Source organism: Actinoplanes sp. NPDC051405 (genome assembly GCF_055586185.1).
In genome coordinates this window covers 1-13,181 of the sequence record NZ_JBVJIR010000007.1, presented here as the reverse complement: position 1 = coordinate 13,181, position 13,181 = coordinate 1, and the positions used below count along the sequence as shown (strand labels likewise).

Below are 13,181 nucleotides of genomic sequence, written 5' to 3'. Positions count from 1 at the left end.
TCTCGGCATGACGCGCATCCTGCTGATCACGGGCGGCACCAGTGCGGGTTCACTGCACACTGCCGCCCTGCGCACGGTGGCGCGGTCCGCTCCGGCGGATCTCACCGCCACGCTCTACGACGGTCTGCGGACGTTGCCGGCGTTCGTGCCCGGGGAGCAGCCGGTGCCCGAGACGGTGGCCCGGTTGCGCGCCGAGGTCGACGCCGCGCAGGCCCTGCTGTTCAGCACCCCGGAGTACGCCGGGTCTCTGCCGGGCAGTCTGAAGAACCTGTTGGACTGGCTGGTGGACGGCGGTGACCTCAACGGCCGACCGGCCGCGTGGCTCTCGGTGGCCGCGCCCGGGCAGGACGAGAGCGCACTCACCGCGCTGCAGACCGCCCTGAGCTACGGCAATGCCCGGCTGCTGCGCCCGGCCTGCATCCGGGTGCCGCTCGATCCGGCCGCCGTCGACGCCCAGGGCCTGGTCACCGATCCGCAGCTGCACCGGGCCGGGCAGGACATCCTGGCGGCGCTGGTGCGTTCGGCGGCGGCCCCGCGGCCCCGCGCGCAGCCGTCCTGGCAGGCCTACTCGAGTGTCTTCCCCGTGGTCATGCGGCGGGACGCGAGCACGCCGCGCGGCTGGCGGGCGCCGTCGTGACGCTCACGCCTGGTCGCGGACGGCGAGCCGCACCGCGACGGTGACCCCTTCGTCGAGCTCCTCGGCCCGCCGGACATGGGCCTTCACCGGTACGACGTACCGGCCGTCCTTGGGCCACAGCGAGGTCTCCCAGGCGGTGCCGCCGATCCGCGCGACCACCGGGATCATGCCCCAGCCGTAGCTGGCGTACGACCAGGAGCGCAGCGTGACGCACTCCGGCTCCGGCACGGTCACGAAGTACCACGGTGCCGGCCCCCGCCAGTACCAGATGTCACCGGTGAACTCCAGATCCATGCCCGGCATGATGGCAGAGCGGTGCGACAGCGCCCGGCGACGGCGGGCAGGGGCCGGACCTTGCCGGGTCCGGCCCCTGCCCTGCGCGGTGGTGGCGGTCAGGCCGGCCCAGCCAGTGACCTGCCTGGTCGCCGCCGCGTGTCTGCGCCGGGCGCGCTCGGTCAGCCCAGGCGGGCGTACACGTCGTCGAGCAGGCCGTGGTACATGTCGCTCTTGGCGTTGAAGTTGGGGCCGCCGATGCGCAGCGGCAGATTGTTGGAGATCGACAGGGTCGCGGGGACGGCGAGCCGGCCGCGTTCCTGACCGTCGACGTACACGCTGAGGGTGGCGCCCGAGCGCTGGCACATGACGGTGTGCCACTTGGCGTCGGCGACACCGACGCTGCTGCGCACCAGGTAGACCTGGGCCGAGCCGCGGCCGACGACGACGCACTGGGCCCGGCCGCGGGTGGCGCCGATCTGCATCTTCCACTGGCTGTCGGTGTCCACGACGCCCTTCTGGACGACGTTGGACGAGCCGGTCACCTGGGCCCGGGTGAGGCGGACCGAGGCGCCCCAGCGGAACGTGCGGGTGCCCGGGTCGAGGTCGGGATCGTCGGTGCCTTCGAGCAGGGCACGCGGGCAGGTCCTGGCCGTGGCGGCGCAGGCGGCGGGGAAGGACGCGTCCTTGTCGGCGGTGGTGCCGGTGAAGGTGACCCGGCCCTGGTCCGCGGTGCGGACGGTAAGGGTGGTCCCGCGGCCGGAGTTCTCGGCGACGCGGCCGGTGGCACTGACGCCCGCGTCGAAGGTGTACCGGGCGACGGTGACCGGTGCGGGCGCGGCCGGCGCGGCGGCGAGCGCGGGCGAGGAGGCGGCGATGCCCGGCAGGGCCGTCATCGCGAGGGCTAGTGAGGCGGCGAAACGCATAGGACAAAAGGTACGGAATACTCTTTACGCCGCGATCATCGGAGGGTCAGCGTTTCGGGTGATCTCTACAGCAGACCGGCCGACTCGGCGATCATGCAGACGGCCACCAGGCGCATCAGGTGCCACTCGGCCGCCAGCCAGGCGGTGCCCGACACGTACGCGTGGCCCGGCTCCGGCACCGGCCGGCCCATCCGCACCGCGGCGGCGAGGATCGACTTGGCGTACGCGGCCAGCCCCTCGGCGTCGACCGCGCGGCCGGCGTCCCGCAGGGCGTCGCGCACCGCGGCGGCATGCTGGTCGACCTGGGCGAGCAGGCCGGCGTCACCGAGCGCGGCGGCGAGGCCGTCGACACCCACCCGCGCCATCATCTCGTCCAGCAGCGCGCGGGCCGGGTCGGCGGCGGGAGCGGTGGAAACCGGGGCGAAGGCCAGGAATTCGTTCGTCATGGGAAGGACGCTAGGGCCTCGCACCACCGGTTGACAGCCGGGTAACCGAACGGCACCCGACCGCTGCCCGGGACGCACCCCGCAGCCGGAGAAACCACCGCGAAAGGTACAACAGACCTATCCGGGAAGCTGATCCATGGCCTTGTAGATCCGCTTGTCCGACACCGGATAGGCGGTGCCGAGAGCCTGGGCGAAGAAGTTGATCCGCAGCTCCTCGATCATCCAGCGGATCTCCCGCAGCCCCTCGTCGGCCGGGCCGCCCACCGGCAGCTCGGCGCGCAGCTCGCGGTACTCCCGCTCGATCTCGTGGACCTGGCTCATCAGCTGCCGGTCCCGCGGCAGGTTGCCGGCCAGGCGGTCCAGGCGGTGCGTGATGCCGCGCAGGTAGCGGGGCAGGTGGTGCAGCTGCTTCCAGCCGGTCCCGGTCACGAAGCCGGGATGCACGAGGCCCTTGAGCTGCTGCCGGATGTCGGCCAGGGCCGGCACCAGGGCCGGGTCGCGGGTGCTGCCGAGGCGCTGCTCGACGTCGTACGCGGTGGCGAGCACGGCCCGGACCTGGGTCACCACGTTGGCGACCGCGTCCACCAGGTCGGCGCGGACCTCCTCGCGCAGCTTCGTGAAGGACTCCTTGTCCCAGGCCGGGCCACCGGCGTCGGCGACCAGCTTGTCGACGGCCGCGCCGGCGCAGTCGTCGAGCAGCTCGGCGATCGAGCGGTACGGGTTGCCCCGCGACAGCTCCAGCTTGGCCCGGTTGTCCAGCCGGCCCTGCAGGAAACGGGCGGCCGGCGGCAGGGTTAGCAGCAACAGCCGGCGGGTGCCGGCCCGCATCGCCTCCCGCTGCTCCTCCTCGGTCTCGAAGACGCGCACCGCCACGCTGTCGCGCTCGTCGGCCAGCGCCGGATAGACGGTCACCTCGTAGCCGCCGCGGACCTGGGCGATCGAGCGGGGCAGTTTGCCGAAGTCGTTGGTGGTGATGCCGCGGCGCTCGATGGCCCCGGCGGCCGCGGAGATGGTCGCCTGCACCTTGGGCGCCAGGCTCGCGCGGAGCACGTCGAGGTCACGGCCCTCGCCCACGACGGCACCGTCCTCGTTGACCACCCGGAAGTTGATCCGCAGGTGCTCGGGGACCTGGTCGGGCCGCCAGGCGTCGCGCGGCACGACCGTGCCGGTCAGCCGGCGCAGCTCGTCGCCGACCGCGTCGGGCAGCGCGCCGCGGCGGGCCGGGATGCGGCTGAGCACCGCCTCGGCCCAGTCGGGCACCGGCACGAAGCTGGTCCGCAGCTGCTTGGGCAGGGCCCGGATCAGCGCGATCACCACCTCCCGGCGCAGGCCCGGCACCGACCAGCCGAAGTCGTCGGCGTCGAGCTTGTTGAGCAGCGGCAGCGGCACCCGTACGGTCACGCCGTCGGCGGCCGCGCCGGGCTCGAACTGGTAGGTCAGCGGCAGCCGGACCCCGTCGACCAGCCAGGCGTCGGGGTACGCGCCCGGGTCCACGGCGTCGCGGCCCGCGTTGACCAGCAGTTCCCGGGTGAACGTGAGCAGGTCGGGATTGTCGTGGCGGGCCTTCTTCCACCACGCGTCGAAGTGCCGGGCGGAGACCACGTCGGCCGGGATCCGGGCGTCGTAGAGGGCAAAGACGGTCTCGTCGTCCACCGCGATGTCCCGGCGGCGGGCCCTGTTCTCGATCTCCTCGATCCGGGCCAGCAGCTTGGCGTTCTCCGCGAAGAACTTGTGGTGCGTCTCCCAGTCGCCCTCGACCAGGGCGTGGCGGATGAACAGCTCGCGGCACAGCGCCGGGTCGACCCGGGCATAGCCGACCTTGCGGCGCGGCACGATCGGCAGCCCGTAGAGGGTCACCTTCTCGTACGCCATCACGGCGCCCAGCTTCTTCTCCCAGTGCGGCTCGCTGTAGCTGCGCTTGACCAGGTGCGGCGCCAGCTTCTCGGCCCACTCGGGCTCGATCCGCGCGTTCACCCGGCCCCACAGCCGCGAGGTCTCGACCAGCTCGGCCGACATCACCCAGCGCGGCTGCTTCTTGAACAGCGCCGACCCGGGGAAGATCGCGAACTTGGCGCCGCGGGCGCCGAGATACTCCCGCTTGTCGGTGTCCTTGAGGCCGATGTGCGAGAGCAGACCGGCGAGCAGGGCCGTGTGCACCGGCTGGGCCCCGGCGAGCTCGTCGCGCTCGGTGAGGGTGAGCCCGAGGGTACGGACCACCTGCCGCAGCTGCGAGTAGATGTCCTGCCACTCGCGGACCCGCAGGTAGTTGAGGAACTCGCTGCGGCACAGCCGGCGGAACTGGTTGCCGGACAGCTCACGCTGCTGCTCACGCAGGTAGCGCCAGAGGTTGAGGTAGCTGAAGAAGTCGGATTCCTTGTCGGCGAACCGCGCGTGCTTCTCGTCCGCCTGCTGCTGCTTGTCGGCCGGGCGCTCGCGCGGGTCCTGGATGGACAGCGCGGCGGTGATCACCATGACCTCGGCCAGACAGTCCTCTTTGTCGGCCTCGATGACCATGCGGGCCAGCCGCGGGTCGACCGGCAGCTGGGCCAGCTGGCGGCCCATCGGGGTCAGCTTGCGCTGCTCCAGCGCGCCGAGCTCTTCCAGCAGCTTGACGCCGTCGGTGACGTTGCGCTTGTCCGGCGGGTCGATGAACGGGAACGCGGCCAGGTCACCGAGGCCCAGCGCCGTCATCTGCAGGATGACCGAGGCGAGGTTGGTGCGCAGGATCTCCGGCTCGGTGAAGGCCGGCCGGGACTCGAAGTCCTCCTCGGAGTACAGCCGGATGCAGATGCCGTCCGAGGTGCGCCCGCAGCGGCCCTTGCGCTGGTTGGCGCTGGCCTGCGAGACCGCCTCGATGGGCAGCCGCTGCACCTTGAGCCGGCTGCTGTAGCGGGAGATGCGCGCGGTGCCGGGGTCGATGACGTAGCGGATGCCCGGCACGGTCAGCGAGGTCTCGGCGACGTTGGTGGCCAGCACGACCCGGCGACCGGTGTGCCGCTGGAAGACCTTGTGCTGCTCGGCGGCGGACAGCCGCCCGTAGAGCGGGACGATCTCGGTGCTTTTCAGATCGCGTTTGTTGAGCGCGTCGGCGGTGTCGCGGATCTCCCGCTCGCCGCTGAGGAAGACCAGGATGTCGCCGCTGCTCTCGCGGCCCAGCTCGTCGACGGCGGCGGCGATGCCGTCCACCTGGTCGACCGGCTCCTCCCGGCTCTCCCCCTCGTCCTCGTCACCGGTCGACTCCACCAGCGGCCGGTAACGCACCTCGACCGGGTAGGTGCGGCCGGAGACCTCGATGACCGGGGCGGGACCGGCCGGGCCGGCGAAGTGCTCGGCGAAGCGCTGCGTCTCGATGGTCGCCGACGTGATGATGAGCTTGAGGTCGGGGCGCTTGGGCAGCAGCTGGGCCAGGTAACCGAGGATGAAGTCGATGTTGAGGCTGCGCTCGTGCGCCTCGTCGATGATCAGCGTGTCGTAGCGGCGCAGCATCCGGTCGTTCTGGATCTCGGCGAGCAGGATGCCGTCGGTCATCACCTTGACCATGGTCTCGTCGGTGACCTGGTCGGTGAAGCGGACCTTGTAACCGACCGTCGAGCCCAGCGGCGTGCCCAGCTCCTCGGCGATCCGCTCGGCGACCGTGCGCGCGGCGATCCGGCGGGGCTGGGTGTGCCCGATCTGGCCGCGTACGCCCCGGCCCAGCTCCAGGCAGATCTTGGGCAGCTGGGTGGTCTTGCCCGAGCCGGTCTCGCCGGCGATCACCACGACCTGGTGGTCGCGGATGGCGGCCAGGATGTCGTCGCGGCGCTGGCTGACCGGCAGCTCGTCGGGATAGGTGATCGGCGGGACGGCGGCCAGGCGGGCCGCGCGCCGCTGCTCGGCCTCGGTCACCTCGGCGGCGATCTCGGTCAGCACGGCGGCCCGCGCGACCTCGTCGCGGATCCGGCGGGTGCCCTCGATGCGGCGCTGGAGCCGGCGCTCGTCGCGCGGCAGCAGCTCGGACAGGCGGCGGCGGAGCTCGGCGAGGTCCGGGCTGACGGGTGTGACAGACATGGCGCGTCAACAATAGGCAGATCCGGCCCGGAACGCCCGATGATTAACGCGCCGTCCGCATCACACCGGCCCGGTCACACCCGGGACAGCCCGTCGATCTGCGTCATCTCCTCGTCGCTGAGCACGAAGCCGTCGATCTGCGCGTTGCGGGCGATCCGTTCCGGGGTGGCGCTCTTGGGGATCACCACGATCTCGTGCTGCACGTGCCAGCGCAGCACCACCCGGGCCGGGTCGACGCCGTGCGCGGTGGCGATCCGGGTCAGCACCGGGTCGTGCAGGTCGGTGGTCTTGAACGGCGAGTAGCCCTCGACCACGACACCCCGCTCACGGTGCTCGGCGACCAGCTTGGCGTCGTACAGCTTGGGACCCCAGCGGATCTGGTTGACCGCCGGCTTCTGGCCGGTGGCGGTGATCAGCTCGTCGATGTCCTCGGTGCCGTAGTTGCTGACCCCGACGGCCCGGGCCCGGCCCTCGTCCCGGGCGGTCAGCAGCTCGCGCCATACCTGCACCGACTTGCCCCGGCGCGGCGGCCAGTGGATCAGCCACAGGTCGACGGCGTCCAGGCCGAGCGCGGTGAGGCTGGCGTCCAGGGTGGCGCGCTCCTGGCCGGCCCGGTCCGGCGGCAGCTTGGTGGTGACGAAGACCTCGTCGCGGGGCACGCCGCTGTCGCGCAGCGCCCGGCCGACCTCGGCCTCGTTGCCGTACATGGTGGCGGTGTCGAGGTGGCGGTAGCCGGCCTCCAGCGCCTCGCGCACCGCGTCGTACGCGGCACTCCCGCGGATCTGCCAGGTCCCGAAGCCGAGCAGCGGCATGTCGACCGGGCCACCCAGCGGTACGGAGGGAATCGTCATGCCCTCCATCTTGCCCACGTGGCGCCGGATCAGACCACGATGTTCGCGGCCGCCGGGATCAGTGCCGGGGCAGCCCGTTTCCCGGCAGGCGTCTCATTCGGTATCTCTCCGACAGCTTCCGGCCGGGTGTCCGGCCATGAGAGACCGAGGTGCCATGATCGTCGTCGCAGAGGACCACGAGGACATCCGGTTCGTGCTCCAGCGCGCTCTGGAGCGGGCCGGCCACCAGGTCGTCGTCGCCAGCGACGGCGCCGCGGCCCTGGAGGCGGTCCGCAAGCATCGCCCGGACATCGTGGTGACCGACGTCGACATGCCGCGGATGACCGGGCTGGACCTGTGCCGGGCGATCCGCGCCGACGCCGGGCTCAAGCACATCCCGGTCGTGCTGGCCAGCGGCTCGATGCTGCCCGGGGACGAGCGGGCGGCCGAGGTGGGCGCGAACGCGACGCTGCTCAAGCCGTTCCTGCCCGCTCAGCTCCTGGCGTGCGTGGCGGCGCTGCTGCCGCCGCGGCCGGCCTGACCCCGGACAGCGGCGCCGGCGTCGACCCCTCGACGGCCGCGCGCTCGGCCAGCGCCCGGTCGAGCGCAGCCAGATCGCCGGCAGCCTGAACTCCAGCAGTCTGGTCGGGCGCGGTTGTGGTGACGGCGAGCGGCAGGGTGAAGTGGAAACGCGTACCCCCGCCGGGGTTGTCGGTGACGCCGATCGTGCCGCCGTGGCGCTCCACGATCCGGCGGCAGATGGCCAGCCCGAGGCCCGTGCCGGCGTAGCCGGCGGCGGTGCCGGCCCGGTGGAAGGACTCGAAGATGTTCGGCTTGTCCTCGTCCGGGATGCCGATGCCGCGGTCGGCGATCTCGATCCGGGTCCAGCCCGGTGACCCCGGCTGGGCCGTGACGTCGATCCGGGCGTGCCGGCCCGCCGGGACGTACTTCAGCGCGTTGCCGATCAGGTTGTCCAGCACGTGGCGCAGCATCGCCGGGTCGGCGTGCACATCGGGCAGCGGCCCGACGTAGAAGTCGGGCGGCGGCGGCCCACCGGGGCGCGGGCTCGCCAGGCGCTGCTCGATCACGTCCGCGACCAGCGGGCCGAGCGGCACGACGCCGAGCTTGAGCGGGGCGTCGCGGGCGGTCGTGTAGGCCAGCAGGGTGTCGATCAGCGCCGCCATCCGGTCGGCGTTGTTGGCGATCCGGTCCAGGGCGGCGCGCGCCTCGAAGACCTCCGGGCCCTCGGGGGCGTCGGCCAGTTCGTCCGCCGCGACCTCGCAATGCCCGCGGATGACCGCCAGCGGCGCCTTGAGGTCGTGCGCGACCACCCCGGCGAAGACAGCCAGGTCGGTCTCGTAGCGGCGCAGCTCGGTGATGTCGTGGAAGACGGCGACGGCTCCGTGGCGCCCGGCCGCGTTGGCGTCCAGGGGCCGGCCGTCCACGCTGACCAGGATGCCGTCCGGGCGGTGCGGGTTGCGGATGATCATCTCGACGTCGTCGGAGGACTCCCCGCGCAGGGCCCGGACCAGCGGCATCTCCTCGACCGGGAACGGGGTGTGCCCGTCCGGGCGGAACAGGCCGTAGTGCTGCTGCCACTCCTCCGGCCCGTCGATGTCGTCGGGGACGCCGAGCAGCGCCTTGGCCGCCGGGTTGTGCAGCAGGAACGCGCCGGACTCGTCGACCACCCCCACCCCGTCGCCGAGACTGGCCATGATCGCGCCGAGCAGGCCGGCCTGACGGCGGCTCTCGGCCTCCGCGGTCCGCAGCTCCTCGGTCGCCACCAGCACCTGGGCCCGGGCTCGGGACCGCCCGGTGGCCAGGATCCACACCAGGCAGGCCAGCATGGACGTGATCGACAGGCCGCCGGCCAGCACGATCAGCGGCATGCTGGTGTGCGCGCCGGGCAGGTTGCCCGAGTCGGCCGCGGTGACCAGCGTCCACTGCCGGTCGGCCACCGGGAACGTCGCCTGCCGGACCAGGTCCCGCCCGCCCGGCGCGTCGTACGCGGCCACCCGCACCCGCCGCCCGTCGCCGTTGGTGGCGTACAACTCGCCGTCGATCAGCCCCTGGCTGGCCGCGCCCAGCACGCTGCCGAGGAAGTCCTGACCGCGCAGGCCCAGCGCCACCCAGCCCTGGAACTCCGGAAACCGCCCGGGTTGCGTGGCTGAGGCGAACACGGGGGCGGCGAACAGGAACGACAGCTGCTGGCGGTCCGGCGGGATACCCCGGTCGCGCAGCAGCACGTAGGTGTCGGAGACGGCGGGCCGGCCGGTCCGGCGGGACTCGACGAGCGCGGCCGTGCCCTCGGCGGACGGCGCCACGTCGATGCCGGCCGTGGCCGCGGTGCCGTTGCTCAGGGTGCGCTGGAAGATCGAGAAGTAGTGCTCCGCATGGGTGCTGCTGGGCGCCAGCCGCAGCCCGGTGGCCCCGCGAGCGCGCCAGAACGCCTCGGTCCGGGCGACAGCCTCGGTACGCGCCGGCACGACGAAGGCGACGGTGCTGACACCGAGCAGGCCGGCGGTCTCCAGCGGGGCCGAGGCGGCGGCGAAGTCGGTCGCGGTGATCCGGCTGTTGGTGCCCAGCCCGGCGGCGACGGCCTGCAGCAGGCTGCGATAGCGCCCGGCCTCACCCGCGACGGCCACCCGGGCCACCGAGGTGCGCTGGTCCATCACCCGGTCCGCGCTCTCGCGCTGGTCGGAGCGCAGGGTGCCGGCGGTGAGCAGGGTGGCGGCCAGCCCGACCACGAGCACGATGGCGGCGAGCAGCGGGCCGACGAAGCGTCCTGACCACGCTCCGGTCGCGCCGTCTCGCACTCTGGCACCGCGACTTCCCACCGAAAGGAGCATAAGACGCGAATCACCCCCGCCGACGTGGTTCCGCCGACGGGGGTGAGGACGATTCACTTCCAGGTGTCGTACTTGTACAGGTTGTAGGAGGCCATGATGCCGGTGACCTTGGTGTAGTAGTTCGGGTCGGTGGCATACCCGGCCTTCCACACCGCCCAGATGAACTTGTTGGCGTCCTTGGTGTGCGCGAACGCCCCGGCGTACCGGTTGTTGACCCGCAGGAAGCTGCCGTGGTCGCGGAACGAGTGCGACTGGGTGGCGTACGTCCGGAAGCTGGCCGAGGTGGCGAAGCAGCTGCCGGCCTTGGTGCACTCGTTGGTCCGGTACACGTGGCAACCGTTGGCGAGCTTGCCGTAGCTGCCGTTCTGGCACTTGATGCCGAAGTAGTTGCGGTCCACCGAGGCCAGGCCGCTGCGGCCCCAGCCGGACTCGAGGATGGCCTGCGCGATGGTCACCGACGCCGGGACGCCGTAATCCCGCCAGCCGCGCTGCGCGCCGGGCACCGAAGCCGCGATGAACTCGGCCGGGGTCAGTGTCACCGACGGCGCCGGGGCCGGGGAGCCCGCGCACACCGGCAACGTGCCGGAGTAGACGTAGGCGTGGGAGATGTACGAGCCGGTCGGCGTGCGGTCCCACTGGTTCGTCGAGCGGACCGTGCCGGCCACGTACTGACCGGTGACGGCGCAGGACAGGTCGATCTTCGCGCCGCTGGCGATCGTACCGGTGACGGACTCGGTGGTGGCCGAGCCGGAGCGCAGGTTCACGCTTCCGTCGGTGCTCTTGACCGTGCCGATGACGTACCGGGAGGTGCCGGAGGTCTTGGTCTTGGTCGGTACGGCCGAGGGCGAGCTCACGGCGCAGCGCGGCAGCGAGCGGGCAGCCTTCACGTAGCCGTGCGAGACGTAGCGGCCCGCGCCCAGCCGGTCCCATGAGGTGGTGGTCCGCAGCGAGCCCTTGACCTTCTGGCCGGGCACGTAGCAGGCGACGGTGACCTTCTGCTTGTTGCGGACCGTGCCGACCACCTTGGCGGTCAGCGAGGGCCCTGAGCGCACCTTGAGCGTGCTCCCGACGTGGATGGTGGCGGACACCCCGGCCGCTTCGGCGGCGCCGGGCGCCACGATCAGCCCCGCTCCGAGCGCGGCCAGCAGCAGCGGCGCGGTGAGCAGTCGGCGGGCGGTGTGCAGCATGAACATCCCCTTCATCGCAGCCGGCGTCGGTGTTTCGGCGTTGGTCTGAAGGTCGCGGGGCGGCGTTGCGGGTCCGGGCTACGGGCGGGTGCATCCGGGTTGCCGGGGGCGGGAATGTGCTGGGTGGGGCGGATGTGACAGGGGGGGACTATGATCCGCGGCGCGGACGTGCTTGAGATGTGACTCGTCTGGGCAAAGCGGAACCGCCCACTCGTGACGTACTGGAGGACACCGCCGATGACGGCCCTGGCATCCCGCCCCGCAGAGAGCGCGGAACCCGCACCGGCCGGCCGGCCGGGCCGGGGTTTCTGGCACGTGGTCGGGCACGCGTTCGTCGCGCTGCTCGCCGCGGCCGGCGTGGCCGGGGTCTATCTGGCCTGCGTGCGCACCCCGCTCGGGCAGACCGTGGACACGATGATGATGCGGGGCGCCGACGTCCGGCACGAGCGCGTGGTGCAGGTGCTGGAGCGCGCCCTGAACGGCACGACTCTGGCCAGCCTCGTACTGGTCTGCGTGGCCGCGGCCGCGATCGGCTTCATCCGCCGCCGGGTCGACCTGGCGCTGGCGGCCGGCCTGCTGGTGATCGGGGCCAACGCCAGCACCCGGCTGTTCAAGAACCGCCTGCCCCGCCCCGACCTGGACGGCTTCCCGGCGCCGAACTCGTTCCCGAGCGGCCACACCACCGCGGCCGCCTCGGTGGCGTTCGCCCTGATCCTGGTGCTGCCGTTCGCCATCCGCGGCACGGTGGCGCTGATCGGTGCCGCCTACGTGACGATCATCGCGATCGCCACCGTCTGGGCCGAATGGCACCGGCCGAGCGACACCGTCGCGGCGCTGCTGGTCGTGCTGGCCTGGGGCGCGGGCGCGTCCGCGCTGGTCCGGGCCCGCCGGGCGCGGATCACCGGCGTGACGGCCCGGCCGAACAGGCTCGCGATGCTGCTCTTCGGTGGCATCGGCGCACTCTCCGCGACGGCCGGCCTGCTCGGCATCGGCGCCGTCCTGCTCTCCGAGCGGGTCGTGCCGGATCTGGTCTCCGGCCGGTTCGCGTTCTTCGCCGGCTCGGCGGCCATCACGGCCGCGGTCGCCGGGGTCTTCGCGATCTGGGTGCGGCTCGCCGCCGGTGACCGGCCGGTGGGAGCCCCGCCCACCCTGGCGTCCGCGCACTCCGCGCCGGCCGCCGACTGAGGAGGTATCCAGCCATGACCGCCCCTGAGAACCCGCACACCACCCCACCCGCCACCGGCGGCGCTGTTCCGCCGGGTCCGGCCGGCGTCCCGGCCATGCCGGCCGCCGATCCGACCGCCGGCGCGACCGCCGTACCGACCGTGTCGGTGGCCACCTACCCGGACTACGCGCTGGCCCAGCAGGCCGTCGACTACCTGTCCGACAACCAGTTCCCGGTCGAGAAGACCAGCATCGTGGGCACCGACCTGCGCCTGGTGGAGAACGTGCTGGGCCGGATGACCACCGTGCGGGCGGCGCTCGCGGGCGCGGCCAGCGGTGCCTGGTTCGGCCTGTTCATCGGCCTGTTCCTCGGCATCTTCAGCGACTCCAACTGGTTCGGGCTGATCTTCGTCGGCCTGCTCATCGGCGCGGCCTGGGGCGCGATCTTCGGCGCCATCGCCCAGGCCATGACCGGCGGGCGCCGGGACTTCACCTCGCGCAGCTCGCTGCAGGCCGGCCAGTACGCGGTGGTCGTGGAGGCGGACGTCGCCGACGGCGCCCGCCAGCTGCTGACCCGGCTCAACTGGCAGACCAGCGGCGCTTCCTGAGCCAGTGCTTCCTGAGGCACAGAAGAAGCGCCGTCCCGGTGGGACGGCGCTTTTTCGTGTCCGCCCGCGGCTACAGCATCGGCTCGAGCTCGCCGCGGAGCTTGGTCAGCGCCCGGGCCAGCAGGCGGCTGACGTGCATCTGGGAGATGCCCACCTGGTCGGCGATCTGCGACTGGGTCAGGTTGCCGTAGAAGCGCAGGGTGAGGATCTTCTG

General features: G+C 72.5%; 12 protein-coding genes. 4 read left to right on the top strand and 8 right to left on the bottom strand.

Going from position 1 to position 13,181, the window contains the following annotated elements:
* The first annotated feature begins 7 nt into the window (after positions 1-7).
* Positions 8-637: an NADPH-dependent FMN reductase gene (locus ACZ6S4_RS16555; RefSeq protein WP_465475768.1), complete on the top strand. Its 630-nt coding sequence runs from the start codon at positions 8-10 to the stop codon at positions 635-637.
* 3 nt (positions 638-640) lie between these two features.
* On the opposite strand, the gene ACZ6S4_RS16550 is transcribed toward ACZ6S4_RS16555, so the two are convergent.
* From ACZ6S4_RS16550 to ACZ6S4_RS16530, 5 genes are all read right to left on the bottom strand, one after another.
* Positions 641-931, bottom strand: coding sequence for a DUF1905 domain-containing protein (locus ACZ6S4_RS16550; RefSeq protein ID WP_451916481.1), 291 nt, complete (start codon positions 929-931; stop codon positions 641-643).
* Positions 932-1,092: 161 nt separating this feature from the next.
* Positions 1,093-1,836 (bottom strand): LamG-like jellyroll fold domain-containing protein, encoded by a 744-nt coding sequence (locus ACZ6S4_RS16545; RefSeq protein ID WP_465475767.1) that lies wholly within the window; start codon positions 1,834-1,836, stop codon positions 1,093-1,095.
* Between the two features lie 65 nt (positions 1,837-1,901).
* Complete coding sequence (locus ACZ6S4_RS16540) at positions 1,902-2,282, bottom strand: DUF6401 family natural product biosynthesis protein (RefSeq protein WP_360544127.1); 381 nt, start codon at positions 2,280-2,282, stop codon at positions 1,902-1,904.
* Between the two features lie 117 nt (positions 2,283-2,399).
* Positions 2,400-6,329: an ATP-dependent RNA helicase HrpA gene (gene hrpA / locus ACZ6S4_RS16535; RefSeq protein WP_465475766.1), complete on the bottom strand. Its 3,930-nt coding sequence runs from the start codon at positions 6,327-6,329 to the stop codon at positions 2,400-2,402.
* Between the two features lie 74 nt (positions 6,330-6,403).
* The gene (locus ACZ6S4_RS16530) at positions 6,404-7,189 is read right to left on the bottom strand and encodes an aldo/keto reductase (protein WP_465476080.1); all 786 of its coding nucleotides are present in this window, start codon (positions 7,187-7,189) and stop codon (positions 6,404-6,406) included.
* Between the two features lie 145 nt (positions 7,190-7,334).
* Between ACZ6S4_RS16530 and ACZ6S4_RS16525 the strand changes: the two genes are divergently transcribed.
* Positions 7,335-7,700 (top strand): response regulator, encoded by a 366-nt coding sequence (locus tag ACZ6S4_RS16525; RefSeq protein WP_360544131.1) that lies wholly within the window; start codon positions 7,335-7,337, stop codon positions 7,698-7,700.
* Here ACZ6S4_RS16525 and ACZ6S4_RS16520 read toward each other — a convergent pair.
* The gene (locus ACZ6S4_RS16520) at positions 7,633-9,975 is read right to left on the bottom strand and encodes an ATP-binding protein (RefSeq protein WP_465475765.1); all 2,343 of its coding nucleotides are present in this window, start codon (positions 9,973-9,975) and stop codon (positions 7,633-7,635) included. The two genes, ACZ6S4_RS16525 and ACZ6S4_RS16520, sit on opposite strands and share 68 nt — an antisense overlap.
* Positions 9,976-10,061: 86 nt before the next feature.
* Positions 10,062-11,195: a sporangiospore maturation cell wall hydrolase GsmA gene (gene gsmA, locus ACZ6S4_RS16515; RefSeq protein ID WP_465475764.1), complete on the bottom strand. Its 1,134-nt coding sequence runs from the start codon at positions 11,193-11,195 to the stop codon at positions 10,062-10,064.
* A gap of 237 nt (positions 11,196-11,432) precedes the next feature.
* Between gsmA and ACZ6S4_RS16510 the strand changes: the two genes are divergently transcribed.
* Positions 11,433-12,380, top strand: coding sequence for a phosphatase PAP2 family protein (locus ACZ6S4_RS16510; RefSeq protein WP_465475763.1), 948 nt, complete (start codon positions 11,433-11,435; stop codon positions 12,378-12,380).
* Between the two features lie 14 nt (positions 12,381-12,394).
* A complete protein-coding gene (locus ACZ6S4_RS16505; protein WP_465475762.1) occupies positions 12,395-12,967 on the top strand; it encodes a general stress protein in 573 nt (190 codons plus the stop codon).
* Positions 12,968-13,037: 70 nt separating this feature from the next.
* Here the strand turns inward: ACZ6S4_RS16505 and ACZ6S4_RS16500 are convergent.
* Positions 13,038-13,181 (bottom strand): sigma-70 family RNA polymerase sigma factor (locus tag ACZ6S4_RS16500; RefSeq protein WP_451916490.1); only part of this gene is annotated, 144 nt, incomplete at its 5' end.